20 protein-coding genes and 1 tRNA gene are annotated in these 25,647 nt (G+C 69.7%); 10 read left to right on the top strand and 11 right to left on the bottom strand.

Annotation, left to right across the window (positions count from 1 at the left end):
* Positions 1-134: 134 nt before the first annotated feature.
* The 6 genes from ACN469_RS01900 to ACN469_RS01925 all read right to left on the bottom strand — a co-directional run bounded on the left by ACN469_RS01900 (position 135) and on the right by ACN469_RS01925 (position 4,298).
* Positions 135-611 carry an ankyrin repeat domain-containing protein gene (locus tag ACN469_RS01900; RefSeq protein WP_498763517.1) on the bottom strand — a complete coding sequence of 159 codons (477 nt, stop codon included), beginning with the start codon at positions 609-611 and terminating at the stop codon, positions 135-137.
* A gap of 64 nt (positions 612-675) precedes the next feature.
* The gene (locus ACN469_RS01905; RefSeq protein ID WP_498763519.1) at positions 676-1,647 is read right to left on the bottom strand and encodes a TolB family protein; all 972 of its coding nucleotides are present in this window, start codon (positions 1,645-1,647) and stop codon (positions 676-678) included.
* A gap of 110 nt (positions 1,648-1,757) precedes the next feature.
* Entirely contained in the window at positions 1,758-2,285 is a 528-nt protein-coding gene (locus ACN469_RS01910; protein ID WP_498763521.1) for a non-proteolytic archaemetzincin-like protein, read from the bottom strand.
* A gap of 66 nt (positions 2,286-2,351) precedes the next feature.
* A tRNA-Gln gene (locus ACN469_RS01915) sits at positions 2,352-2,422 on the bottom strand.
* 230 nt (positions 2,423-2,652) lie between these two features.
* Positions 2,653-3,810 carry an RtcB family protein gene (locus ACN469_RS01920; protein ID WP_498763523.1) on the bottom strand — a complete coding sequence of 386 codons (1,158 nt, stop codon included), beginning with the start codon at positions 3,808-3,810 and terminating at the stop codon, positions 2,653-2,655.
* Complete coding sequence (locus ACN469_RS01925; protein ID WP_498763525.1) at positions 3,810-4,298, bottom strand: ribosome-binding factor A; 489 nt, start codon at positions 4,296-4,298, stop codon at positions 3,810-3,812. The genes ACN469_RS01920 and ACN469_RS01925 overlap by 1 nt, the downstream gene beginning before the upstream one ends.
* Positions 4,299-4,830: 532 nt before the next feature.
* On the opposite strand from ACN469_RS01925, the gene ACN469_RS01930 reads away from it, so the two are divergent.
* Positions 4,831-6,222 carry a dihydrolipoyl dehydrogenase family protein gene (locus tag ACN469_RS01930; RefSeq protein WP_498763527.1) on the top strand — a complete coding sequence of 464 codons (1,392 nt, stop codon included), beginning with the start codon at positions 4,831-4,833 and terminating at the stop codon, positions 6,220-6,222.
* Between the two features lie 148 nt (positions 6,223-6,370).
* On the opposite strand, the gene ACN469_RS01935 is transcribed toward ACN469_RS01930, so the two are convergent.
* Positions 6,371-7,588: a calcium-binding protein gene (locus ACN469_RS01935; protein WP_498763529.1), complete on the bottom strand. Its 1,218-nt coding sequence runs from the start codon at positions 7,586-7,588 to the stop codon at positions 6,371-6,373.
* Positions 7,589-8,177: 589 nt separating this feature from the next.
* Here ACN469_RS01935 and ACN469_RS01940 point away from each other — a divergent pair.
* From ACN469_RS01940 to ACN469_RS01970, 7 genes are all read left to right on the top strand, one after another.
* Positions 8,178-9,440, top strand: coding sequence for a glycosyltransferase family 87 protein (locus ACN469_RS01940; protein ID WP_498763531.1), 1,263 nt, complete (start codon positions 8,178-8,180; stop codon positions 9,438-9,440).
* 82 nt (positions 9,441-9,522) lie between these two features.
* Positions 9,523-10,293, top strand: coding sequence for an energy transducer TonB (locus tag ACN469_RS01945; protein ID WP_498763533.1), 771 nt, complete (start codon positions 9,523-9,525; stop codon positions 10,291-10,293).
* 43 nt (positions 10,294-10,336) lie between these two features.
* Positions 10,337-11,089, top strand: coding sequence for a MotA/TolQ/ExbB proton channel family protein (locus tag ACN469_RS01950; protein ID WP_498763535.1), 753 nt, complete (start codon positions 10,337-10,339; stop codon positions 11,087-11,089).
* The gene (locus ACN469_RS01955; protein ID WP_498763537.1) at positions 11,073-11,477 is read left to right on the top strand and encodes an ExbD/TolR family protein; all 405 of its coding nucleotides are present in this window, start codon (positions 11,073-11,075) and stop codon (positions 11,475-11,477) included. The genes ACN469_RS01950 and ACN469_RS01955 overlap by 17 nt, the downstream gene beginning before the upstream one ends.
* 9 nt (positions 11,478-11,486) lie before the next feature.
* Complete coding sequence (locus ACN469_RS01960) at positions 11,487-11,918, top strand: ExbD/TolR family protein (protein ID WP_498763539.1); 432 nt, start codon at positions 11,487-11,489, stop codon at positions 11,916-11,918.
* 80 nt (positions 11,919-11,998) lie between these two features.
* Entirely contained in the window at positions 11,999-15,268 is a 3,270-nt protein-coding gene (locus ACN469_RS01965) for a TonB-dependent receptor domain-containing protein (protein WP_498763541.1), read from the top strand.
* A gap of 26 nt (positions 15,269-15,294) precedes the next feature.
* On the top strand, positions 15,295-16,671 hold the full coding sequence (locus ACN469_RS01970) for a beta-helix domain-containing protein (protein WP_498763543.1): 1,377 nt from the start codon (positions 15,295-15,297) through the stop codon (positions 16,669-16,671).
* 143 nt (positions 16,672-16,814) lie between these two features.
* On the opposite strand, the gene ACN469_RS01975 is transcribed toward ACN469_RS01970, so the two are convergent.
* From ACN469_RS01975 to ACN469_RS01985, 3 genes are all read right to left on the bottom strand, one after another.
* The gene (locus ACN469_RS01975) at positions 16,815-17,333 is read right to left on the bottom strand and encodes a hypothetical protein (RefSeq protein WP_498763545.1); all 519 of its coding nucleotides are present in this window, start codon (positions 17,331-17,333) and stop codon (positions 16,815-16,817) included.
* 155 nt (positions 17,334-17,488) lie between these two features.
* Entirely contained in the window at positions 17,489-18,589 is a 1,101-nt protein-coding gene (locus ACN469_RS01980; RefSeq protein WP_498763604.1) for a metallophosphoesterase family protein, read from the bottom strand.
* Between the two features lie 5 nt (positions 18,590-18,594).
* Positions 18,595-20,088, bottom strand: coding sequence for a hypothetical protein (locus ACN469_RS01985; protein ID WP_498763547.1), 1,494 nt, complete (start codon positions 20,086-20,088; stop codon positions 18,595-18,597).
* Between the two features lie 462 nt (positions 20,089-20,550).
* Between ACN469_RS01985 and ACN469_RS01990 the strand changes: the two genes are divergently transcribed.
* Positions 20,551-23,436 (top strand): protein kinase domain-containing protein, encoded by a 2,886-nt coding sequence (locus tag ACN469_RS01990; RefSeq protein ID WP_498763549.1) that lies wholly within the window; start codon positions 20,551-20,553, stop codon positions 23,434-23,436.
* Positions 23,437-23,759: 323 nt separating this feature from the next.
* Here ACN469_RS01990 and ACN469_RS01995 read toward each other — a convergent pair whose 3' ends face one another.
* Positions 23,760-24,383: an FMN-binding negative transcriptional regulator gene (locus ACN469_RS01995; RefSeq protein WP_498763551.1), complete on the bottom strand. Its 624-nt coding sequence runs from the start codon at positions 24,381-24,383 to the stop codon at positions 23,760-23,762.
* A gap of 135 nt (positions 24,384-24,518) precedes the next feature.
* Here ACN469_RS01995 and ACN469_RS02000 point away from each other — a divergent pair, with 135 nt between their 5' ends.
* Positions 24,519-25,559, top strand: a complete 1,041-nt coding sequence (locus ACN469_RS02000; protein WP_498763553.1) for a hypothetical protein — start codon at positions 24,519-24,521, stop codon at positions 25,557-25,559.
* Positions 25,560-25,647 lie beyond the last annotated feature (88 nt).

A 25,647-nucleotide genomic window follows, 5' to 3' on the forward strand; every position in this document is an offset into this window, starting at 1 on the left:
CCTCGACATCAGCCTGCGCGAGGTCTCACTTCGAAATGAGGGCGGACCGTACGCGTGACGCCTCCCTCACGGTGCGGGCTCACTCGCGCGTGGAGGCTGGTGAACGCCGCGAGTGTCCGTACACGGACGCGTGCTCAGGGCTTGCGTTGCTTTTCCGAACGCAGCGCCCGCTCCAAGCGCTTCGTGGCCCCGTCATCCCCGAGCTTGCCCGCCACGTACGCACCCGCCGACGCGAGCTTGCGGCGAAAGTCGTCCTTCGGCGGAGGGGTGGGCGGGGAGGTAAGGCCCGGTCCGGTGATGGCATGGGAGCCCAGCAACATGGGCACCATGGAGCGCTCGTCCTCGGTCGCGCTCTCCCAGAGCAGCGACACGGAGTTCGAGCTGCCATGGGCGGCGGCGATGATGACCGCGGACTCGCCGATGCGGTTCGTAATCGTCGCGTCCGCGCCCGCCTTCAGCAGCAGCTCCACGAGCCCGGTGTGTCCATCCCGCGCCGCCACCATCAGCGGCGTGAGCCCCTCGTCATCGAACGGATTGGGGTCCGCGCCCGCGTCGAGCTGGGACTTCAAGGACTCGCGGTCTCCCGCGAGCACGGCATCGAAGAGGGACATGGCAGCCTCCTGACGGACAGCATCGCGCCTCGCGAGCGCGGATGCCAGTGACGCCAGGATGGGACTACAGCGGGCCGTACGAGGGCTCGGCCGCGCTGGGCACGGCGAGCGTGACGGAGTTGGACGGCGTCGCGCTCACGGTGGACCGGTAGATGCCCGGGTCCCCACCCGCCGAGTCAGCGAAGAGGAAGCCGACCTGGGCCGCTCCCGTCCACACCGGCCACGTCTCCTGCGCACTCGCGCCGCCGTAGCTCGTGACACGCCGCAAGGCCCCCAGGCGACCTCCGCTCAGGGTGCCCACGTAGGTGCGCACGCTGCTCGACGAGCCGCGCCCGTCCAGCGCCACCTGCGAGCCATCCGGCGACACCGCGACGCGGTTGGCCACGGCCACGACGTCGTTGCCCAGGGACGAGTAGACGATGGCGCCTCCGGAGACCGGCACGTACGCCAGCTGGTTGAGTTGCTGGAGTCCGCTGCCCGCGGGCGCGACGACGGCGGTTCCGTTGGGGACGAAGGACGGCGCCCCAAAGGCGACGGAGAGATTGGGGGTGAGCTCCTGGAAGCCGCTGCCGTCCGTGTTCACCCGCCCCAGCGAGGTGAGGGAGCTGTTGCCGGGGGAGAAGACGAAGACGACGCTGCGGCTGTCCGGGCTGAAGGTGGGCGTGCGGAAGTTGGTGCAGCCCCGCGCGCAGGCCGCGTCGTTCTCGCTGAACAGCGTGGCCACGGTGCCGCCCGTGGTGGGCACCGTCCGCAGCGAGGTGGCGCCGCCGCGCTGGACGAAGACGATGCTGCGGCCATCTCTCGACACCGAGGGCCAGTAGGCGCCGCCGGTGCTGGTCAGCCGCTGCGGACTGTTGGGGTCTCCCGCGTCATCCACCACGAAGACGTTGCGGTCGTCCTCGCGCACGAAGGCGAAGCCCTTGCTGAACCGGACGCTGCCCGCGCCACCGCCACCACCGTCATCCTCGAACGGCTCGCAGCCACCCAGCAGCCCCACCGCCAACAGCCCACCGACGAAATACCGCGTCCCCGTCATCACAGTCGCTCCACGTAACCGGCCCGGTCCAAGTGCCCCGCACTACAGGGCGCGCCGGGTCGGACGTCAACGCGAGCGACGGCATTCACGGGCGGCCCCGCGTGACGACTTCAGCGGTTGAGCTTGACCAGCTCGTTGCGGCACTGGTTGCAGAGCGACAGCTGCTTGCGGTCACAGTCTTGCGGGGACTGCGCGAAGAACATCACGCACCGGGGGTCCTCGCAGTAGGACAGCCCGAGCAGGTGGCCGGCCTGGTGGATGACCTCCACCTGGATGCGCCGCCGCAGGTGCTCGCCGTCAGCGCCCTGGCGAAGCCGGAAGATGCTCACCACGGCGGTGCGGGACTCGCGGTCCGCCTCGCCGAAGACGAAGGGCGAGTCCGGGACGAAGAGGTCCACGTCCGTCACGCCGAGCACCATCTGCTGACCGGGCTCCATCATCGGCGTGAGCCGACGCATGATGGCGTTGCAGTGGTACTGGGCACGGTCCTTGTTGAAGGCATAGGCCGGCGTCGGGAGCGCCGCCTTCGCCGCCACCGAAGCGGTGCCCATCTGTGTGGTCAGTGGGTCCTGGAGGTCTTTCAACAGGGTTGCCGTCGGGCTTCCCACGGAGACCAGCAGGAGCGTCTTCTGCGGCATCGGGCCACCGTCCTACATGCACGCGGACGGACGCGCTGGCTACCGCGTCCCCCCGGAGCGGAATGACTGGGGCGCAAGGATTCGAACCTTGATACTCAGAGTCAAAGTCTGATGTCCTGCCATTAGACGACGCCCCAGCAGGTTCGCACGTGTACTTCTGGCGGCCGATTCTACGGCATCTGGACGGGCTCGGGAACCCACTCTGACGTTGAGATGCGCCAAGCACCCCTCCCACCCCACTTCCACGCGGATCAACCCCGGAAAGAACCGCCTCTGGGGCGCCGAATTCCACCGGGAGTGAATTGATCACTCCGCGTGTATCGGCGGAGGCCCGGCGACGTGCATCCGGGCCCCCGCGCGGAGGGGCTCAGCCCTTGAGGACGGCGATGGGCGTCAGTCGCCGGACGGGGGTGACGAGGTCCGCCTCGTCCTCCAGGACCTCGACGATGTCGCGGTAGGCGGCGGGGGCCTCCTCGACGAGCGACTCGGCCCGGCCGGCGTCATGCACCACGCGTCGCAGGGCATGGGCCAGGGCCGAGGGGTGGATGCGGGCGCGGGCCTCGCGTCGGGTGAGGACGCGACCGGCGCCGTGGGAGCAGGAGCGGAACGCGCGGGGCTCGGCCCGGCCTTCCACCACATAGGAGGCGGTGCCCATGGAGCCGGGGATGAGCCCTGGCTGTCCCGCCTCCAGCCCCACCGCGCCCTTGCGGTGCACCCACAGCGCGCGGCCGAAGTGTGTTTCACGGGCGACGTGGTTGTGGTGGAGGTCCACCGTGGACCGTGAATCCGCCTCGATGCCCAGTGTCCGGGACAACACCTCGAGGGCTCGCGAGGCCAGCGTGTCGCGGTTCGCTCGGGCGAAGCGACAGGCGAGGTCCAGGTCCGCGAGGCACGCGGCGCCCTCCGGCGTGTGCAGGCTCAGGCCGGGCAGGCTGCCTTCCCCGAGCGCCTTCGCGACACGCTGGTGATGCTCGCCGATGGCCGCCCCCACGCCACGAGAGCCCGAGTGCAGGAGCAGCCAGAGGTCTCCTCCAGCGTCCCGGTCCAGCTCGACGAAGTGGTTGCCGCCGCCGAGCGTGCCCAGGTGTCGCGGCGCGAGCCGCTCCCAGGCATGGCTCAGCTTCTGGGTGGAGAGCGCCGGAGCCTCCAGCGCCGCGGGCAGTGGCAGGCCGCGACCTCGATGCGTCGCGTCTCCCACCGGGATGGCCTGGGCCAGGCGGGTGAGCAACAGCTCCAGCGTGTCGCGTCCCAGAGACGCGGCGGGATACTCGAAGCGGTACGCGCTCACGCCGCAGCCCAGGTCGCCACCGAGGGCGCCGGGGACGACGTGGTGCGCGGTGGCGAAGACGGAGCCCACCGCGACGCCGTTGGCGACGTGGACATCCGGCATCGCGGCCACGTGCTCGACGACGTAGGGCTGCGAGGCGAGGTGCCGGAGCTGCTGCTCCGCGCCCGGTGGGAGGCTTCGCGCCCAGACGAGGACGGGCACAGCGCCGGGCTCGGCCGGGAGGACGCGGGGACTCATCACTCACCTCCTTCTTCGTCGCCGTCGTCGCCAAGGAGCGTGGCGTCTTCGTCCTCGGTGACGACGGTGTCTGATGACTCGACGGGCATTGCGTCCATCGAGCGCTCCGCGACGCCGATGTAGATGAAGCGCAGCTGCGGTACCCGCTTGAGGTCGAGGTGCTGGGCGAGCTGCGAGCGCAGATAGCCGCTGGCTCGGGCCAGCGCCTCCTGGACTTCGCGCGCCCCCGACGCCGCCGCGGGGGTGAGGGTGTAGCCGATGCGGATGAGCCGGCCATCCGGCGTCAGCTCGAAGGACGTCGGAGAGACACCTTCGAGTCGCGGGTCGGACAGCCCGCTCCGGAAGAGGAGGGAGACCTCCTGGAAGAGGGTGGACTGCACGCGCAGGTGACGCGCGGAAGGAGGCTCGGACGACGACAGCGAGAACGACGAAGCAGCACCCTCGCGCCGACGGGACGCGCGGGGACGACGATTCCTGGAAGAAGACATGAGTGGACGAAGAGTTCCCAGCAGGCCGCGCGTACGGCGCGGCCGGAGTGCACGGTGACAACGGCTTGCGCGCGGTGCTGGCTCGTTCTGGAAGCGACTCGCTCCGACCCACTCAGCCACGAAGGCAGGTGAGGGAGCGGCTCAGCTTCCGTGAGACGTGCACGACGCGAAGCGACCCGAGACACCGTTCATCGCAGTCCCCATGGCACACCTCCCGTCGCGCTCGGAGTCTCCAGCACGAACTCTCGTGGGTTTCAGTCGAGGGGAGCGCACGGCCGTCGACGCCGGCCCGCGTTCCCCGGCGGACGCGGACGAAAAGGCCCGGGGACTCCTGACGCGCGGGGATGAGCCCCCGCCTCTGGGGACAAGGCCGGCGTCACCTGGAGGACAGCGCGCGCCGACGACTGTCCTGGAACGGGCGTGGAGGGCCGGTGGTCGCCACCCCTTCTTTCCACCATCCGACGAGAAGCCTCGAGTGGGATTGGCCCCTTCGTGCCTCCCTGCCTACGCAGCAGGGCGCGAGGGCGAACACATGGCGGATGTCTTCGATGTGGTGGTGATTGGTGGCGGGCCCACGGGAGAGAACGCGGGCGCTCGAGCCGCCGCGGCCGGACTGTCCGTGGCGCTGGTCGAACACGAGCTGCTCGGCGGCGAGTGCTCCTACTGGGCCTGCGTTCCGAGCAAGGCGCTGTTGCGTCCCGCGGAGGCGCTCTGGTTGGCGAAGCACTCGCCGGGCGTGCGGGAGACCATCAAGGGGCCGCTCATCGCCAGCGCGGTGTTGGAGCACCGAGATTCGATGGTCAACCACTACAAGGATGACTCCCAGGTGAAGTGGGCCGAGGGCGCGAAGCTGACGGTGGTGCGCGGCCACGGCAAGCTCGCCGGACCTCGCAAGGTGCGTGTCGAGGGCAAGGACGGCTCCGTGCGCGAGCTGGAGGCGAAGCGCGCGGTGGTGCTCGCGACGGGCAGCCGGGCGCGCATCCCGGACATCGCGGGGCTGAAGGAAGCAAAGCCGTGGGACAACCGCGAGGGCACTGCCGCGAAGCAGGTGCCCAAGCGACTGCTGGTGCTGGGCGGCGGCGTGGTGGCCGTGGAGCTGGCGCTCGCGTGGCGCTCGCTGGGCTCGGAGGTGACGCTGGTGGAGCGCGGCAAGGCGCTGCTGTCGCGCTTCGAGCCCTTCGTGGGTGAGCAGGTCGCCCAGTCCCTCCGGGATGAAGGCGTGAAGGTGATGCTGAGCACGTCCATCGCCAGCGTGAGTCGCGCCGGAGGTCAGGGCGAGGTGACGGTGAAGCTCTCGACGGGCGAGGAGCTGAAGGGCGATGAGGTGCTGGTGGGCATGGGGCGCGTGCCTCGCACGGACTCACTGGGCCTGGAGACGGTGGGCCTGAAGGCCGGCGAGTCGGTGCAGGTGGATGACCAGCTCCGCGCGAAGGGCGTGGAGGGTGGCTGGCTCTACGCGTGCGGCGATGTGAATGGACGAAATCTCCTGACGCACATGGGCAAGTACCAGGCGCGCCTGGTGGGCGACGTCATCGCGGGCAAGAAGACGAGCGCGTGGGCGGACTCGAAGGCGACGCCGCAGGTCATCTTCACGCACCCGCAGGTGGCGAGCGTGGGCCTCACGGAAGCGAAGGCCCGTGAAGCAAAGCTGCCTGTGCGCGTCGTGCAGTACGACCTGGGCAAGGTGTCGGGCACTTCGCTGTTCGGCGAGAAGCTCGGCGGCACCGCGAAGCTGGTGGTGGATGAGAAGCGCCGGGTCATCCTGGGCGCCACCTTCACCGGGCCGGAGGTGGGCGAGATGCTTCACGCGGCCACCATCGCCGTCGCGGGTGAAGTGTCGCTCGACACGCTCTGGCACGCGGTGCCGTCGTTCCCCACGATGAGCGAGGTGTGGCTGCGCTTGCTGGAGGAGTACGGCCTGTAGCGCGAGGCACGTGCGGCGCTGGATTTCGCCAGTGCCCGTGGCCCCGTTCATTGGTGCGCTCGGTGAGGCGTGGCGGGCTCATGAACGAGCCCGCGCGGGAGTTTCCACGTGACGACGGGGAAGCCGCCACGTGGAGCCGAGCCCTAGGTCAGCCCACGATGATGCGCTTGACCTTGCCGCCGAACAGCACGTCATTGCCGGGACCGCCGCTGAGCACATCCCTTCCACGGCCGCCCAGGAGGACATCGTTGCCCTCCTGGCCCAGGAGGACATCGCGCCCCGCGCCACCGTGGAGCAGGTCATTCCCCGTCCCTCCCGCGACGACGTCACGACCCGAACCACCCAGGACCACGTCGTTCCCGCTGCCACCCATGGCGAGGTCGTTCCCCTGCCCGCCCATCACGAGGTCTCGGCCCGAGCCGCCGTAAACGATGTCGTTCCCGGTACCGCCCGCGACGGCGTCGCGCCCCGCACCACCCAGGACCACGTCGTTCCCGCTGCCACCCATGGCGAGGTCTCGGCCCGAGCCGCCGTAAACGATGTCGTTCCCGGTGCCGCCCGCGACGACGTCACGACCCGCACCACCCAGGACCACGTCGTTCCCGCTGCCACCCATGGCGAGGTCGTTCCCCTGCCCTCCCATCAGGAGGTCATTGCCCGAGCCACCGTAAAGCGTGTCTCGACCCCGGCCCCCCAGCAGCTTGTCGTGCCCCGCACCACCCAGCAGCTTGTCGTTGCCCGCGCCGCCCTGGATGAAGTCGTCCCCGCTTCCGCCACGAAGCACATCTCGCCCACCACCGCCCACGAGGCGGTCATTGCCAGCGCCCCCCACGAGCGTGTTGTCACCCTTGCCGCCCACCAGTTTGTCGTTGCCCGCGCCACCAACGAGCTTGTCGTTGCCGGAGCCACCTCGCAGCGAATCATTGCCCGCGCCGCCATCGATGCGGAGGTTCTGCTTCACCCCCGCGGACACCTTGATGGTGTCATTCCCCTTGCCACCCTGGATGGTGACGTTCTTCGCCTGCTCCGCCGTGAGCTGCACCGTGGACTTCTTGCCATCCGCCATGCTCGTGATGGTCAGCCCACCATCCGCCCGCGCCTTCACCGTGGCCTTGTTGTCCCCCGCCCCCAGATTCACCGTCGTCTTCCCCGCGCTGTTCGTCTTCACCGTCGGCGTCGAGCTCGCGGGCTTCTTCGCCTCGAAGCTGTCCTTCTTCGAGTGCCCCGTCGCGGGCTTGGCCGCCTTGGCGGGCTTGGCGGCAGCGGCCTTCGAAGCGTGCTTCTGAGCCAGCTCAGCGGCGCTCCCAGCGCTCTTGGGCAGGGAGGACAGCGACTTCGGGAGCTTCGAGGGAATCTTCGCGGACATCGGGACCACCTCCGGAACAGCGAATCACTGTCATCATCGGAGGAAGCCTTTTTCCAGTTTATCCACTGATTTCCGGAGAACGTCCGCTCTATAGACGAGAGGAAACCCCCAACACCTGCTCAAGGACTCCACACACTTGAGACGTCATCTGTCACGAGCCTGGCCCGCATGACTGTCATTGTGCGGGAGGGCTCAATCCCATACAGCCCCAGGGAGGCTCATCCACCAGGGCGCCCGAGCGTCCCGCTCGCGACACGGCGGCGCCCGCATGTGCCGCCAGGTCAGTGAAACACCTTCCTCCGCGACGACACCGCACATCCGGGCACACCCAGTGTGACAACCTCCGCGACACGTCGGGGCAGCCGGGTGGACTCCAAGTCGGAGATCCACCTCGCTCCCCCACACGGAGGCCGTTGCCCGGTAGGGCTCCGACGTGAAATGGTGAACACCTCCCCGCACTCCCAGCCTCCTCGATGACCGTCGACGCCCCGGGGCCGTGCCGACACCACGGCCTTCCCCGCCCTTCGCCCGCACCCCGAGTGAACGGGCCCGTCCACTCCCCTGTCCTCGAGCCCGGGAGCCCGGCCCCGTGACGACCTCATCTCAATCCGCGAGCGCGCTGAGCGACACCGCGAGCACCGCGAAGTACACCTCCACGAAGTGGGCCCGCTGGCTCTGGTGGCTGGTGCTGGCCGTGCTGCTGGTGGCCGCCGTCGCCGTGGGACAGCACCCTCGCCGTGGCGTGGACTTCCGCGTCTACCTCACCGCCGCCGAGCGCTTCATCGAGGGCACGGACCTCTACCGCGTCTCCGACGGCACCATGCCGTTCAAGTACGCGCCCGTCACCACGCCCCTCTTCATCCCCTTCAGCGTCCTTCCCCCTCGACTGGCCGTCGCGCTGTGGAACGTCGGCTCCATCCTCGCGCTCGTGGCCGTGGCGCGACTCACTCGCCGCTCGCCGCATGGCCCCGGTGAGGCCACGCCCTGGGCCTGGGCGCCCGCGCTCACCACCATCGCCCTGCTGCCCGCCTTCACCTTCGAGCTGTTCTACGGCCAGGTCGACGTCGTCATGCTGCTGCTCGTCGTCGTCTCCGCGCTCGGCGCCGAGCGCGGCCAGGTGTGGCGTCCCGGCGCGGCCTTCGCGGTGGCCTTCCTCCTCAAGCCCCCCGCCGCGCTCATCGGCCTGTTCTTCCTCTGGCGCCGCCACTGGCGCGTCATCGGCGCCACCGCTGTCTTCGGCGTCGTGCTGTCGTTGCCCACCCTCGCGCGCTATGGCTGGGACGGCACCCTCACCCAGTTCCAGCTGTGGAGCGAGACGCTCGCCCGCACCACGCCTCCCTGGGTGCTCAGCACCAACGCGCAGGGCCTGCCCACGCTGCTCATCACCCTGTTCCATCCAGGCTCCGTCGCCACGCCGCCCGCGTTCGCCATCACCCTGGCCCAGCTCGTCGCCATCGCCCTGTTCATCGCGGGCGTGCTGTGGGCGCGGCCCGGCCCCGCGGACCTGCTGGCCCTGTGCTGCCTGGGCGTGACGCTCCTGTCACCGTTGGCCTGGCGCGCCAACTACGTGCTCGCCTGGCCGCTGGTGCGCGCCGCCACCGAGGGCCGCTTCCGCACCAACCTCACCCTCGTCGGCGTCATCGCCTTCATCGGCACCGTGTTCTCCGACAAGGGACTGGGGTTCGATTGGTCTCATGACGTGCTGCTGATGCGCCCGTTCGCGCTCATCTACTCAGGGTTGCTGATCGCCCTGCTGTGGCAGATCCGCCAACAAGGTGCGCCTCGCGCGATGACCGCCGGTGACACTCTCGCCCGTTTGCCTCGCACCCTGCGTGGCATGCGGGCGCCGTGACACTTCCGTCATCTTCCTGGCCTGAAAGTGTCACGGGGTCCGGACACCCCTGAAACATGGCGTCGCTATATGCGCGTCAGCCATGTTCGAAACGTTCGACAGCGCCTCTGATGTCGCCTCGGCGCGAAGGTTCGCGCTCTCCACCACGGCGTCCGTCGCGGTCTTCGTGCTCATCGGAGTCGCCGTCGTCTCCTTCGCCGGCAAGGTGCGCGAAGTCATCCAGGAGAAGAAGGGCACGGACGTCGTCTTCCGCCCGCCCCCTCCCGTCGTCGAGGTGAAGCCCCCGCCTCCGCCGCCGCCCGCGCCTCCCAAGCCCAAGCTGCCCCCCAAGGCCGCGCCTCCCGTGCTCGCCAAGGCGCCGCCTCCCACAGCCCCTCTCGTCGCGCCCGCGCCCATCGTCGCGCCGACGACGGTGCCGCTCGACAAGCCTCCCGAGGCCGCCACGGAGACGGTGGCCGCCGCGCCCATCGCCGTGGGTGGCACCGGCGCGCTCGTGCCGGGCGGTCGGGTGGGTGGCACCGGGAGCGGCGAGGGCCTCTCGGCTGGTGGTGGCCGCGCGGCCCCCATCAACCTTCCGGAGTCGGCCACCGCGCCGGAGCCGCTCGAGTCCAACCTCATCCCCGAATATCCCTCCGAGGCCCGCTCCAAGGGTCAGGAGGGCATGGTCATCCTCAAGGGCGTCGTCGAGGTGGATGGCCGCGTCACCCAGCTCAAGGTCATGCGCGGTGACGAGCCGTTCGCCAGCGCGGCGCTCTCCGCCGTGCGCACGTGGCGCTTCAAGCCCGCCGTCGTCGAGGGCCGCCCCACCGCCGTCTTCCGCATCTTCAAGGTTCCGTTCCGTCTCAAGTCGTAGGCCGTCTGACTCACCCGCACCTGCCCCCCAGGAGCACTTCGTCATGAACTTCAATCTTCGCGACATCTACAACCACATGGGCGTGTTCGCCCTGGGCATCGCCTGGACGCTGATGCTCTTCGCCGTCGCGTCCCTCGCCGTCTTCTTCGAGCGACTGTTCGTCTTCTTCCGCTCCCGCGCCACCTCGCGCGCCTTCGCGGCTCGCGCCGGTCAGCTCCTCATGCAGCACCAGCACGAAGCGCTGGTGAAGGAGGCCGAGGGCACCAAGGGCAGCCACCTGGCCGTGTTGCTCGGCGGCGGCATGAAGGCCTTCCTCGCGAAGTCGAAGCTGCCCGCGGGCAAGCTGGGCCCGGTGGAGCTCACCCGCCGCGAGCTGGTGCGCATCAACGACCGCGTCAGCGCGGACGTGCGGCGCGGCATGTCGCTGCTCGCCACGGTGGGCTCGGTGGCGCCGTTCGTCGGACTGCTCGGCACCGTGGTCGGCATCATCGAGGCCTTCGCCGGCATCGCCAAGGAGGGCTCCGGCGGCCTGGGCGCGGTGTCCGCCGGTATCGCCGAGGCGCTCGTCGTCACCGCGCTGGGCCTGCTCGTCGCCATCCCCGCGGTGCTGATGTTCAACTTCCTGTCCACCCGCGCGGACGCGCTCCAGCTCTCGCTGGACGCCGCTCGCAGCGAGCTGATGGACCACCTGGAGGACATGCCCTCCGACAAGCGCGCGGGCGTGAACAACGGCGCGGTGGCCACCGGGCCGGAGACGGTGGCGCGCCGGGAGGGGCTCGATGTCCGCCCGGCGTAGCAGCATCACCCCGGAGATGAACGTCACGCCGCTGGTCGACGTGGTGCTCGTCCTCCTCATCATCTTCATGGTCGTCACGCCGCAAATCGAGTCGGGCGCGTCCGTGGAGCTGCCCGCCGCGACGAACCCGGACAAGGAGAACAAGGAGCTGGAGCCGACGACGGTGAGCCTGGCCTCCAACGGCGCCATCTTCATGGACCGCAAGGAGCTGAAGAAGGAGGCGCTGCTCGTCGAGCTGAAGGCCCTGCGCGAGAAGAAGCCGGACTCGCCCGTGGTGCTGAAGGCGGACCGGGGCGTGCGCTACTCCGAGGTGCGTGGCGTCTTCAAGAGCATGCAGGACCTGGGCTTCCCGGGCATCAACCTGCAGGTCATCGACAGGAAGAAGTAGGAGCGCGCCATGGCATTCGACCTCGGAGGCGGCAAAGCGGGCGGACTCCGCCCGACGATGAACGTGACGCCACTGGTGGACGTGGTGCTCGTGCTGCTCATCATCTTCATGGTCGTCACCCCGCTGCTCACCAAGCAGATGTGGATGACGGTGCCCGCGAAGAGCGACAAGCAGGAGGAGCCACCTCCACCCCCGCCCGATGCACTGCCGCCGGTGGTGCTCACGGTGGACCGGGCTGGCGTGCTGCGCATCAACCGGGAGGAAGTCCCGCGCGAGCAGGTCGTCGCGCGACTGCAGCGCATGCTCAACGCGCGCCCGGACAAGATTGTGTTTTTCGACGCGGGCGACGACGTGCCTTACGGCGCCGCCATGGAAGTGCTGGACCTCGCCCGGGGAGGAAATCTCACCGTGGGCGTGCTGCCGGACAAGCTCGCGGACTGATGTGTCCGCCTGGCGGCGGGTCGTGACCTGGAGTTTTCGATCCGCCGCCTGAATCGTCACAAGCCATCCATTCCAATGCCATGCGACTCGCGTTGTTTAGGGCGCGACCGTTGGCAAGGAGAGTCGTGTTGTCTCGCGCAAGCCTTCAGCGCGCCCTCGTGGCAGCGCTCATCCTCATCACCTCGCCCGGGCTCGCCCTCGGTCAAACCCCTTCCCTTCCTGGCTCGGAGAGCACTCCGTCCGGCACTGAGACGCAGGTCGTCCCGCCCGTGACGGACGACAAGGCGCCGCCGTCCGAGGAGCTGCGCCCCGCCGCTCCCGGCATGGCCCCGGCCCCCGCCGGAACGACGCAATCACAGCCACCTCCGCCCTCTCCCACGCCGAATCCTCCTCAGCAGCCGGGCGCCACGCAGTCTCCCGCCGCCACACAGACGCCGGGCGCCGAGCAGGCTCCCGCCACCGCGCAGCCGAACGGCACGCAGACTCCGAGCGCCGAGCAGGCTCCCGCCACGGTGCAGTCGCCGGACGCGCAGCCTGTCGAGGGTGCTCCCGCCACCGCGCAGACTCCGGACGCGCAGCCCGTGGAAGGTGATCCCGCCACCGCGCAGCCCGCCGACGCCACGGCCACCGATGACGAGGCCATGCTGGCCGAGTCCTCCACGCCGCCTCCGGGCTTCACGGGCATCCACGGCAAGGTCGTCGACGAGGCCAACCAGGAGGGCCTCATCGAAGCCACCGTGAAGGTCGTCACGGGCGCGCAGAAGCAGGCGCTCACCGACCTGGATGGCAACTACCGACTCGCGCTGCCGCCCGGCAAGTACGACCTGCGCGTCTTCTACGACGTGTACCAGGGCCGCCGCATCACCGGCGTCATCGTGACGCAGGGCAAGGCCACGAAGCTCGACGTCGCGCTCGGCGCGGACGTCGGCGCGGTGCAAGAGGTCGTCGTCGAGGCCCGCGCCGACCGTCGCGCCGAGGGCGCCCTCCTCCAGGAACGCAAGAAGGCCGCCGCCGTCTCCGACGCCATCAGCGCCCAGGAAATCGCTCGCACGCCCGACTCCAGCGCCTCCGATGCCGTGAAGCGCGTCGTCAGCGCCACCGTCGTCGACGGCCGCTACGTCCTCCTCCGCGGCCTGGGCGGTCGCTACAGCACCACGCTCCTCAACGGCGCCCTGCTGCCCAGCCCGGAGCCCGATGAGCCCAGCGTCCCGCTGGACCTCTTCCCTACGTCGCTGCTCGCCAACCTCAACGTGGTGAAGAGCTACACCGCCGACCTGCCCGGCTCCTTCGGCGGCGGCACGCTGCTCATCGAGACCAACACCTACCCCACCCAGTTCGAGTTCAAGCCGCGCATCACCTTCGGCGGCGACACCGAGACCACGGGACAGGCCCGCAACACGCAGACTGGCGGCGGGAGCATGGAGTTCCTCGGGTTCCCCGGCGGCAGCCGCCGCCTCCCCAGCGCCATCCCCACGGACCACGCGCTCGGCAACGGCAACGAGTCCGCCGCCGAGCAGGAGCGCCAGTGGGAGAGCTTCAACAACGTGTGGAACGCGCGCAGCAAGACGGCGCTGCCCAACATGGGCCTGAGCGCGTCGCTCGGCGACACGCTGCGCTTCGACAACCGACGCCTGGGCTACCTGGCCACCGTCAACTACGGCCACCGCGAGAACACCCAGTTCACCCAGTACAGCAAGTCCTCCTATGACCTGGAAGGCGACTTCGTCAGCTACGACGACGCGCAGACGCAGCTGGGCACAGAGACCGCCAACCTGAGCGGCCTCGCCAGCGTCGGCTACCAGTTGGACCGCGACAACGAGCTGACCCTCTTCAGCCTCTTCACCCGAGGCACCGAGACGCGCACCACCACCAGCGTCGGCGTCGACACGCTCAAGGGCGACCGCTACGAGGGCAGCCGCCTCCAGTTCATCGTCCGCCAGCTCTCCTTCAACCAGCTCCGCGGCTTCCACCGCATCGGCCTCTTCGGCGACTCCGAGGTGGACTGGCAGGCCAACCTGTCCCGCGTGGACCGCGACGAGCCGGATACGCGCGACTCGCTCTACAGCGACAACCTGGGCAACCCGTCCGGCGGCATGTCCTTCCCCAACCAGGCCAACAGCGGCGAGCGCTTCTTCGCCGACCTGGGCGAGACGTCCTTCGGTGGCAGCGTCAACCTCACCGTGCCCCTCGCGGACGTGCGCTTGAAGTTCGGCGGCCTGACGCAGGTGTCCTTCCGCGACTTCCGCGCACGCCGCTTCCGCTACGGCATCTCCCCCAGCTCGGACGTGGACCGCTTCCTGCCACCCGAGACGCTCTTCAGCGCGGAGTACCTGGGCAACGGCATGCGCATCCAGGAGAGCACCCGCCCGGACTCGGACGCATATGACGCGTCGCTCAACGTCTTCGCCGGCTACGTCACCGCCGACGTCACGCCCACGGAGTCGCTGCGCCTGGTCGGCGGCGTGCGCCTGGAGAGCTCCCAGCAGGAGCTGACGGCGCTCAACCAGTTCACCGGCGTGGAGGCCTCGCGCAACGAGGTCAACTACCTGGACTGGCTGCCCACGCTCAACGCCATCTACGCGCTCACCCCCACGGTGAACCTGCGCGCGGGCTACAGCTACACGCTGGCGCGCCCCACCTTCCGCGAGCTGGCGCCCTTCTCGTTCTACGACTTCGTGCGCCGCCGCAACATCTCCGGCAACCCGGACCTGGTCCAGACGCGCATCCACAACGTCGATGCCCGCGTCGAGTGGTTCACCGGCGACAACGAGGTGCTCGCCGCGAGCGCCTTCTACAAGCGCTTCCAGGACCCCATCGAGCGCGTCATCAACTCCGTGGGCTCCGGTGACATGAACTTCGAGAACACGCCGGCGGCGAACACCTACGGCCTGGAGCTGGAGGCGCGCACCTCGCTGGGCCGCATCACCCCGGTCCTCCAGCCGCTGAAGCTGGGCGCCAACCTCACGCTCATCCAGTCGCAAATCGACCTGGGCTCGGTGCAGGGCCTGCAGACCAACGCCAAGCGCCCGCTGCAGGGCCAGTCGCCCTACGTCATCAACGTCAACCTCGGCTACGAGCGGCCCCAGAGCGGCACCGAAGTGGCGCTGCTCTACAACGTGTACGGCCGCCGCATCAGCGAAGTGGGCACCGACAACCTGCCTGACGTCTACGAGCAGGCGTTCCACCGCGTGGACCTGGCCGTCACCCAGCGGCTCACCCAGGCCACGCAGCTCAAGCTGACCGCGTCCAACCTCCTCAACTCCCGCATCACCCTCCAGCAGGGCGACATCGCCCTCGTCGAGTACCGCCCGGGCCTCGCGTTCTCCGCGTCGCTCGGCCTCTCCCTGTAGTTTCCCTCCCGAAAGGAAGTCTCGCCATGAAGCGCTTGTTTGCCTCCCTCTTCATCCTGTCCAGCCTTGTCATTGGCCCTGGCTGCGGCGACGACGACAAGAAGACCCCGGTGGACCCGCCCATCGAGGAGCCCGACGCCGAGACGGTGGAAGTGGCGCAGGACCTCACCGCGGACACGACGTGGAAGTCGGGCAACACCTACGTCCTGAAGAAGTACATCTTCGTCAACAGCGGCACGCTGAACATCGAGGCGGGCGCCATCATCAAGGGTGAGCAGGGCAGCGCGCTCATCATCACCCGCAACGCGCGCATCAACGCGGTGGGCACCGCGGCGAAGCCCATCGTCTTCACGTCCTCCAAGGCGGCCGGTCAGCGCGAGGCGGGCAACTGGGGCGGCGTGGTGCTGCTCGGCCGGGCGAAGCTGAACGTCTCCGGCGGCGAGACGACCATCGAGGGCTTCTTCGCCACCAGCGGCAATGACCAGACGAAGTACGGTGGCCAGGACGACGCGCACAGCTGCGGCACGCTGAAGTACGCGCGCATCGAGTTCGCCGGCTTCGAGCTGGCGCCCAACAACGAGCTCAACGGCCTCACCGTGGGCGGCTGCGGCACGGGGACGGACATCGACTACGTGCAGGTCCACAAGGGCCTGGATGACGGCATCGAGATGTTCGGCGGCACCGCGCCGCTCAAGCACATCGTCATCACCCAGGCGGACGATGACGCGCTCGACTACGACCTGGGCTACACCGGCAAGGTCCAGTTCCTCGTCGTGCAGCAGAGCCCTCGCGTGGGCGACCGCGCCATCGAGGCCTCCAGCCACAAGACGACGCCGGCGCAGGAGCCCATCAGCATCCCCGAAATCTGGAACGCCAGCTTCATCGGCTCCAACGCGGACCCGGGTGGCAACCCCTCGCAGGAGGGCCTGGTGTTCAACACCGGCGCCGGCATCCGGCTGCGCAACGCCGTGGTCGCCTACTTCAAGGACCAGGCCGTGGACGTGGACGGCACGGCCTCCGCGGCGCTCTTCAACGAGACGGGCGACTCGCGGCTGTCCATCCGCAACACCTTCTTCTGGGACAACGCCAACCTGAACGACACCATCCCCTTCGCGCCGAACCCGAAGGTGGAGGGTGGCGTGACGGTGGACGCGGACGTCAGCCGGTTCAACGAGGCGGAGAAGATTCTCGTCGCGGCCAACGGCGTGAAGACGCAGGACCCGCAGCTCACCGACGCGACGAACCTGACGGCGCCCAACTTCGCGCCGCGCACGGGCTCGCCCCTGCTGAACCCTGACAACGCGGCCACGCCTGGCGCGGGCTTCGACACCAGCGCGCGCTTCGTCGGCGCGGTGGGCACCACCAACTGGCTGGCGGGCTGGACGGCGTTCCCGGAGAACTGAGTCACCTCGATTGAACCCGGTCCGCTCCGTGGAAGTCCTCGGAGCGGGCCGGCACCGTGGCCCGGCCGCGGGTCTCTTCCGGAGGGGGGCTCCGGGGAGGTCTCGCGTCCGGGCCTCGGCTTTTCAGGAGGGCCCCGCGCGACTCAGGCCGAGGGCAGCATCCCGTTGCCCTCGTGCGCGACGGACAGGGCCTCCGCCGTGGCGCCTTCCGCGAACAGGGACGCCCCCGTGGACGGACGCACCTTGGGCGGACGACCCCGGCGCTTCGGCGCGTTCTCGTCGTTGCCATGCTGCGCGGCCACCGGCTCCGCCGCGACACCCTCCGCCTTCACGCCCTTGCGCATCGGACGCGGCAGGTGGATGGCCTCCAGCTTCGTGTTCAGCTCCGGGTTCTCCTCGGAGAACACCCGCGCGTACGCCAGCGCGCGCTGGCCCTTCTGCAGCAACGCATCCTGGCTCTCGTGCAGCGACTGACGCGCGGCCTCCAGCGCCGCCTGCGCCTTCGCCACCGCCTCCGCCTTCACCTTCACCTGCGCCGCCGCGTCCTCCAGCACCTCCCCACTCATGTCCGGGAAGCGCACCTCCGCCAGCTCCGTGGTGAACAGCTCGAGCAGCGCACGCAGCGCTGGGGAAATAGGGTCGTTGTCGTTCGAATCGAACATGGCGGGCCTCCTGGCTCCTCGCGATGGGGCCATTATCTGCTCACGTGTTCAGTGTCAGATCAAGAGGGTACGCTGCCGGGCCGGAAAGTCGGCCCTGTGCGCGTTTCGTCCTACACACCGCCGGCTGACGCTTCGTTCAGTACCAGCGGCTCGGGTCAATCCACGCGGACCAGGGACGCTTCGCGCAGCCCCTCGTTCGCGCCGATGTCCACCGCGAGGTAGTGCCGCCCCACGCCGTCGAACGTCTCCGGAATCGCGCCGCCACCTCCGGAGATGAACGCGGGGATGCCCGCGTTGGTGAAGGAGTAATACGAGTGGATGTGGCCGTAGAGCGTGAGGTCAACGCCCTCGCGCGCGAGCTTGCCCACCAGCCCCGCCGACTCGCCCCGGTTCGCGAAGCCTCCACCGCGAAGGCCCACCGGGTCCTGCGGCGGCACGTGCATCGACACCACGTGCGTGCCCTGCCGCGACGACGAGAGCCACCCTTCGAGCTGCTCCTCGACGATGGGGTCCAGCGTGCCGTTGCTCGAGTCCACCACCGTGAAGCGCACGCCCTGGAACACGAAGCTCTGGCTGCCGCGCCCCACCAGCGCCGTGTACTCCTCCCCATCCTTGGAGATGATCTCGTGGTTGCCCAGCGTCGCGTACAGCGGAATGGGCGAGCCCGCCTCCAGGCGCTCCTGGAACTCCAGCAGCTGCTCACGCGTGCCGGTCTCCGTCAGGTCTCCGGAGAAGAGGATGAAGCGCAGCGAGTCATCCTTCGACAGCCGCGCGTAGATGTCCCCCACGCGCGGCAGCGCCTCCTGCACGTCCGCCAGCGCCGCGAAGCGGAAGGGCGCCGTGGAGTCCCAACCCGGAGGCGCCACGCGCAGCTTCGCCACCGCGCCCGGACGCAGTCCCACACGCCACGCCTTCATCGTGGGGAGCACTTGCGGCACGGACTCCACCGCCAGCACCTCGCCGTCCTCCAGCTCCGCGAGCAGCTCCGCGCCCGGCATCGCGTTGCGCACCGTGAGGACCCAGTCCGACGTCGCCTCCGCGTTTAGCGTCGCCCGCGCCGTGAAGACCGGGGCATTGCCCCACAGCACCACCTCGCCCGAGCCGACGCTCCGCACCGCCGCGAGGCCGTCCTCCACCTCCAGCGACAGCCCGCCCCCCTCGGCGCGGCCCACCTTCGAGTCGCGCACCGCCCGGTTCTCCGCGGGCCGCAGGCACCCCGTCATCAGCAGCGCCGACAGCACGCCCATGGCACCGATGCGAATCACTCGTCACCTCCCAGCGCATAGACGAGCGCCAGGCGCCCGACGAGCGCGCCACTCGCTGAAAACTCCGCGGCGACACCCCAGGTCTCCGTCAGGAGCGCGCGCCCCCGGAGCCCGAAGCTGCCCACCACGCCTCCGCTCAGCGTGCGCACCCCGCCCGCGAAGCCGTCCTTGCGGTGGTCATAGAAGAGCATCGCCTCGCCCTTGAACGGCCCACCGCCGCGCCCCAACCACACGCCGTAGCCGAAGCTGTAGAGGAGCTGCGAGTGCAGGTTCCCGTCGCTCACCGGGCCCGGGTAGCTGTAGCCCTGCAGCGCCATGCCGATGCTCGCCTCCGCGAAAGAGCCAGCCAGGGACGGACTCACCCGCGACATGGCGTAGCGGCCTCGGAAGCCCACGTCGCCACCGACGACGGTGAAGCCCTCCGTGGGGAAGCGGTGGAACAGGCCGAACAGCTCCGCGTCCAGCGACGAGCCATCCGAGCCCGCGCGCCGACGCTCCGGCTCACCCAGCAGCCGATACGCGCCACCCATCCGCACCTGCGTGTTGCCCTCGTTCGGGGAGAGCCGGGCAGTCGCCTCCAGCTTCACCTCGTCGAAGCGGGCCACCGCGCCCAGCGACACGAAGTGGTCGTAGTCGAACGAGGTGTCGCTCACGTACTGGTAGCCCATCTCGAACTCGAGCGGCGGCAGCGAGGACGCGGGCACGCCCGGGTCGAACGCCGGTGACGCCACCGAGTAGAGGTTGGCGATGGCGGAGATGCCGAACACGCTGAAGCCCGCCAGCGTCACCGCGTACAAGGGAGCGATGGTGCGCCGCGAGGCCCCCGTGAGCGCGATGGGCACGCCGCCCAGCGCGATGAGCCCCAGCCCCGTGCCCTCCAGCGCGAACAGCCGCTTCGCGGTGTGCCCGTCTCCCGCCAGCGCCGGCGCGAGCCCGTGGAACAACAACCCCGGCACCACCGCCACCGCAGCGGGCACCACCTTGAACGAGCGCGACGACGCGTCCAGCAGCACCTCGGTCGACGCGGGCAAGGGCGACAGCGGGCTGTTGGGGACACCGTGCGGTGTCAGCGGCGCGGGCATTCCCATGGGCACATCGGCCGCGCTCGCCGAGACGGCGGTCGACACGTCGGAGCCCTCCACGCCCGTGGACGAGGCCTCGGCACCCACCGGCTCGCCCTCGGACACGGAATGCCCCGGCGACAGGGCGCGCAGCTCCGGCGCGGGCAGCGGCGACCGCATCCCCAGGTCGGGCATCGGCAGGGAGGCATCCGGCATCCGGGGTCGCCGGGGCGCGCCCACCGTGGCGCGACCTGGCAGGTCCCTCGGGATGTCCGAGCCACCCAACTGGGGACTCCTCGCCAGCAGCTCGAAGGCGGACACCGGCTCCACCTCCGAGTCCTGAGCCAGGGCCCGGCCGGGAAGGACGAAGAACGCTCCCACCAGCGCCAGGGCGAGAGGCCACGAGCGGGGGGACTGCGCGGACACCATCGGCTTCGCCTCGTTTCTCCGGAGAGGGCCACGTCGCCCTCATCCGCCGGCCCGGGGCCGTGCCCGCCTACATAACCGCCCGCCGGCCTCCCGCAGCACGGCCGTCCGTGAAGAAATGTGAAGTGAGCTGACAGTCACGACGCTGTTTCAATTCAACCCACTGGAATCACTTGGGAACTTTCCAACATTGCCCCGAACCCCGGATTATCCATCCCCTCGACGAATCATTCTGAGAAGCGCTGGCCCTCAGTCCGAGAACGACCCAGGCAGGCGGAGGCCGGGGACGGAGCGAGGCCCCTGGAGCGTGGATCACCCAGCCGAAGAGTGCTGGAGCCCGCTCGGAGCGGCAGATCGCACCACCCCCACCGAAAACTTCGCGTGAGACGCGAGCCCGTTCCGGGACTTTCCGAAGAACAGGAGTATGCTCAGTGTTTCACAACGTCCTGACCTGGCCTTGTAATCGTGGCGGATCCGACTCCCCAGCACTTCGGCAAATACGTCCTTCTTTCGAAGATTGCCGCGGGAGGCATGGCCGTGACCTACCGCGCCCGGATGACCGGGGCCGCGGGCGTTACGAAGCCCTGCGTCATCAAGCAGATCCTCCCCCACTTCGTGGACGAGGCGGACTTCGTCGAGATGTTCATCGGCGAGGCGCGGCTGGTGGCCAGCATGAGCCACAGCAACATCGCCCAGGTCTTCGACTTCGGCGAGGTGGACGGCCAGTACTTCATCGCCATGGAGCTGGTGCAGGGCCAGCCGCTCTCCAAGGTCCTGCGCCGCGCGGCTCGCGCGGGCATGGGGTGCTTCCCCGAGGCCCTGGCGCTGCACGTGGCGAGCAAGCTGTGTGACGGCCTGGACTACGCGCACCGGCACGTGGGCGAGGACGGCGTGGAGATGGGCCTGGTGCACCGGGACGTCTCTCCAGACAACGTCCTCATCTCGTACGAAGGCGAAATCAAGGTCATCGACTTCGGCATCGCCAAGGCCACCAGCGCCGTGGAGGCGAAGACGTCCCCAGGCACGCTCAAGGGCAAGTACCCGTACTTCTCCCCGGAGCAGGCGCAGGGCCGGCAGGATTTGGACGCCCGCACGGACGTGTACGCGGCGGGCGTGGTCCTCTACGAGATGGTGTGCGGCAAGCGTCCCTACGAGGGCGAGTTCGTCACCGTCCTGCCGCGCATCCTCACGGGCGACTGTCTGCCGCCGTCGGCGCACAACCCGTCGGTGAGCCCGGACCTGGAGACGGTCATCTCCCATGCGATGGCCATGGAGCGCGAGTCGCGCTACCAGACGGCGAAGGAGCTGAGCGAGTCGCTGGTGGAGCTGCTCTACCGCGACAACCCGCGCTTCACGTCCGCGCTGCTGTCGCAGCTCATGGCCTATCTCTTCGCCGAGGAGCTGATGGCGGAGGGCCGCAAGGCGGAGGTGTCGCCCGCGTTCAAGGAGCAGATTTCGCTGTGGCAGCTGGGCACGGTGGAGCCCTCCGCGGGCCGCGCCAAGCCGCTGTCTTCCGGCAGCGGCTCGTTGGCAAGCAGTCCGCGCGCCTCCAGTCCGGGCCTGCGCTCGAAGCCGGGCAGCGACAGCGGAGCGAAGCCCCCGAGCGATGGCGCGCGCCGGTCCCCTGGCAGCAGTCCGGGGATGCGCAAGGTGACGAGCCCGGGCAGCATCCGCCGCGCGACGAACACGGGCATCCCTCGCGCGGAGGCCACGGGCTCCGGCCGCAGGCCCGTGACGAGCGAGCGCCCCGGACCTCCCGTGCCGGAGCTGCCCGACGAGCCGGACACGGACTCGGCCGACATCCTCAAGACCTACATCCCCACCGTCGTCCCCGCCGCGCTGGCCACCCTGGCCGCGCCGCTGGACACGCCCGTGGAGACGCCCGCCGTCACCGGCCAGTCCCTGACGACGCAGCCCGCGGGAGTCTCCAGCGCGGGCCGGACGTACACGGGTACGGGCTACCGCACCGCGGCGGACGAAGCGCGGGAGCACCTGGCGAAGGAAGAAGCCGAGCGCGTCGCGAAGCAGCAGAAGGCCGTGAAGACGATGACGCTCTACGTCTTCGGCTCGACCATCGTCATGCTGTTCATCGCGGTCTTCTACCACTTCGTCATCAAGTCGGACGCGCCCGACGCCGCGGCGTCGAATGGCGCCACGCTGTGGCTCGCCTCCAAGCCCTCGGGCGCCAAGGTGAAGCTCAACGGCCGCGACGTCGCCGGCAAGACGCCCCTCATGGTGGAGGGCGTCCTCGTGGGCGAAGCCAACACCCTGGTGCTCACCCTCCCTGGCCACCTCGCCTGGACGCGGCGCTTCACGCCGACGTCCGTGATGATGGAGCCGATGAACGCGGAGCTTCAGCCCGTCGCCGCGCCCGCGCCCGCCGAGCCGCCGCCTGTCGTGGTGGCTCCCGTCGTCGACAAGCCCGTCGTCGTCGAGAAGCCCGTGGAGGGCGACACGCAGCCTGTCGCCATGGCGGCGGCGCAGGACGACGGTGGCACTCCAGTGACGGCCGACTCGGGGGTGGTGGCGGCCGCGACGGCCGGCGATGACGACGACAAGCCGCAGCCGCTCGTGGACAAGGGGGAGAAGAGCCAGGCCGAGCGCGAGCTGAACGAAGTGGACTACCCCACGCGGCTCCTGGTGCTGCGGCCCATGTACAACGCGGCGCCCATCCCCGAGTACCCGACGGCCAGCATCGAGCTGAATCCCGCCGTGTCGTATTCGGTGTGGACGCAGGGCTCCGCCGCGCTGGCCGAGGGCCGGGGAACCGCCTCCGGGACGCTGGTCTACTTCACCGAGAGCGATGGCCCCGTGGATGCCAGCTTCGGACTGCTGAGCACGTCCCCGCGCACCCTCAAGAACGTGCGGAAGCTGCACGTGTTCGCGGTGGACGACAACGGACCGGAGGACAACACCGGCAGCATCCGCATCGTCATCCGCCAGTCCGCCTACGTGCCGCCGCGCGCGCTCACCTTCGAGGCGAAGGAGCACGCGCTGCAGCTCAAGCCCGAGCATCAGGTGGTGCTGCGAGGCCTCAACCCGCGGTCGACCTATCTGTTCACCGTGCGGGACGACTTCGCGGAGCTGCGCTCCGGCGCCAACGGCCGCATCCGGCAGGTGCTGTGCATCGAGCGCGGCATGTCGCCGTCCTCCGTCCGCGTCACGCACCGCATGCTGGAGACGGGCAAGCGCTACCAGGTCACCGACACCGAAGACCTGCGCTGCTTCTTCCCGGACTCCAAGCGGAGCGACAACCAGGGCGCGCTCGAGGTGGACATCGTGGATGCCACCACGCTGTCGCGGAAGGAACGGGCCGCGGTGATGCGCGGCTCTCGTCGCTCGGAGCGCTGACGGACTCGCGCTTCACGGGAGGGCAGCCGGGCGGACAGGCCCTCCGTGCCTCCCCCGCCCCACGAGCCTGCGCGGGAGCCATGCCTGAAGGAGCCGGTCTCACGGGCTTCATGCGGCCCTCGCGGTGGCTACCCTCGTGGTGTCGATTCCTTCTTCACCGGAGGCTTCTCGATGGCGTCGAAGGGGCGAGGTGACGACAGCTTCCCGCCGTAAGGGCTAGCGGGGGCCGCGAAGCACGCCGGCCCGGCTCGACAAGACGGGAAAGGCACGTGGGCGCGGAGCCGAGGAGGGCACCGGGCCCACGAGTCTATTCAGCGCCGCCCTCAGGGCTCACGCGCGCGCATCAGCGCCGCGAGCTCGGCGTCCCCCGCGAAGGGGCTGCGCTCCAGCGCCGCGACGACCGCCTTCCTGTCCGCCTCGTCCTTGTTCTGGCTGAGCTTGAACTTGCCCTCCAGCCGCGTCACCCGCAGCTCGAAGGCCACGATGCCCCCCATCAGCCGACTCACGTACTCCTCGGACTGCTCCGGAGTCCACGGCCGCGCGTTGCCTGCCTCGTAGCGCGCCGCCGTCTCGCGGAGGATGCGCAGCACCTCGTCACCCGCGTCGATGACCTTGGGCCGGCCATACGCATGCACCGTGGCGTAGTTCCACGTGGGGACCTGGGACGCCGTCGTGTACCAGGTGGGCGACACGTAGGCGTGCGGGCCCTGGAAGATGACGAGCGCGTCCCGGGCGGCGGAGAAGGCGCGCCACTGGGGATTGGGCAGCGCCATGTGCGCGAGCAGTCGCAGCCCGCCGGCCACATCCCGCTCCGTGAGGAAGGGCAGGTGCGTGGCGAAGGGGGCACCGTCCTCGCCCACCGTCACCAGCGTGGCGAAGGCATGACGCGTCATCAACTCCAGCAGACGCTGTGCGTCCCGCTCCTCGAAGTGACGAGGGATGTACATGTCCCCTGCGTCCCTCGGGGAGACGGTGCGCGTCAACGGGGTGCTTAAGAACTCCGCAAGGTTTGCCCTCTAGCTTGAAGGCTGGGCGCAGGGCCGGCCACGCGCTCCGAAGTGTCTCTCGGGGAGTACACATCCATGAAGCTCAAGGCAGGTTTGCTGGCGACGGCGCTGTTTGGCGTGGGCTGTGGCGCGGAGAAGGACGCGGGCATCACCGAGCAGCAGTCCCAGCTCGCCGTGGCCTCGGCCGTGGGAGAGGCGCAGTCCGCGGACGTTCCGCTCGGCGCCCGCTTCCTGGACGGCCTCCCGCAGGAGGTCCGCCGCTGGGAGCACGAGGGCTACCAGTGCGATGCCGAGCCGGAGACGGCGAAGGTGGAGGTCTGCGGTCAGAGCTTCCCCTCGGAGCTGCACTTGTCCTGGACAGACTGCCAGGCGCGCACCCGGGGCCGTGGGGGTTGCGGCTGGGACCGTCCCCAGCCTCCTCCCGACAGCGGGACGCCGACGACGCAGCCCACGGCAGGAGAGGGCCCGCGCGGGGAAGGCCCTGGCGTGGTGTCGTCCGGCTCGGTCGACGTGGTGACGGCCATCGCCCCCGCGGAGGAGTGCGCGGAGAACGCGCCGCTGCGCTTCGAGCAGCAGTCCACGCATGACATCACCCATACGGCAACGGGCGGCCAGAGCGCGAAGATGACGGGCAGCATCGCCTCCGTCTCCATGCGCGTGCCCGGCGCCCGGACGCTCAGCCGCTCCGTCACCTTCGACACGACGCGCACCAACCTGGATGCCCAGGGCACCGTGGTGGACAGCATCCACCTCACGGGCACACTGGAGGAGACGTTCGACCCGGACGCCACCGAGCCCAAGCGAACCAGCCACGGCACGCTCACCGCGACGCTCGCGGACGGCAGCGTCTCCACCGTCACGCAGTCCGGAATCGTCCGCGTGCCGCCCTCCGTCTGCGCGTGGCCCATCGCCGGCACGCAGCAGCGCACCCTGGCGGATGGCACCACTCACACGCTGGTCTACGGCCCCGAGTGCGGACAGGCCACGCTCGACGGCGAAGCCCTCGCCCTGCCCTCACGGCCCATGGGCCCTGGTGACGGAGGCTTCGGCGGCAAGCGCCCCGGTGGTGGTCCACCGCCGCCGCGCGGTGGCCCGGGTGGTGGCGGCGGGCGCTGAGCCTCGCGGCTTCTCGCGCTCGGCCCGATGACCGGCGCCGAGCCTCCCGGCCTCTCGCGCTCGGCCCGGTAACGAGCGCGGAAGCGGC

It is taken from the genome of Corallococcus terminator (assembly GCF_049194865.1).
Lineage (GTDB): Bacteria > Myxococcota > Myxococcia > Myxococcales > Myxococcaceae > Myxococcus > Myxococcus terminator_A.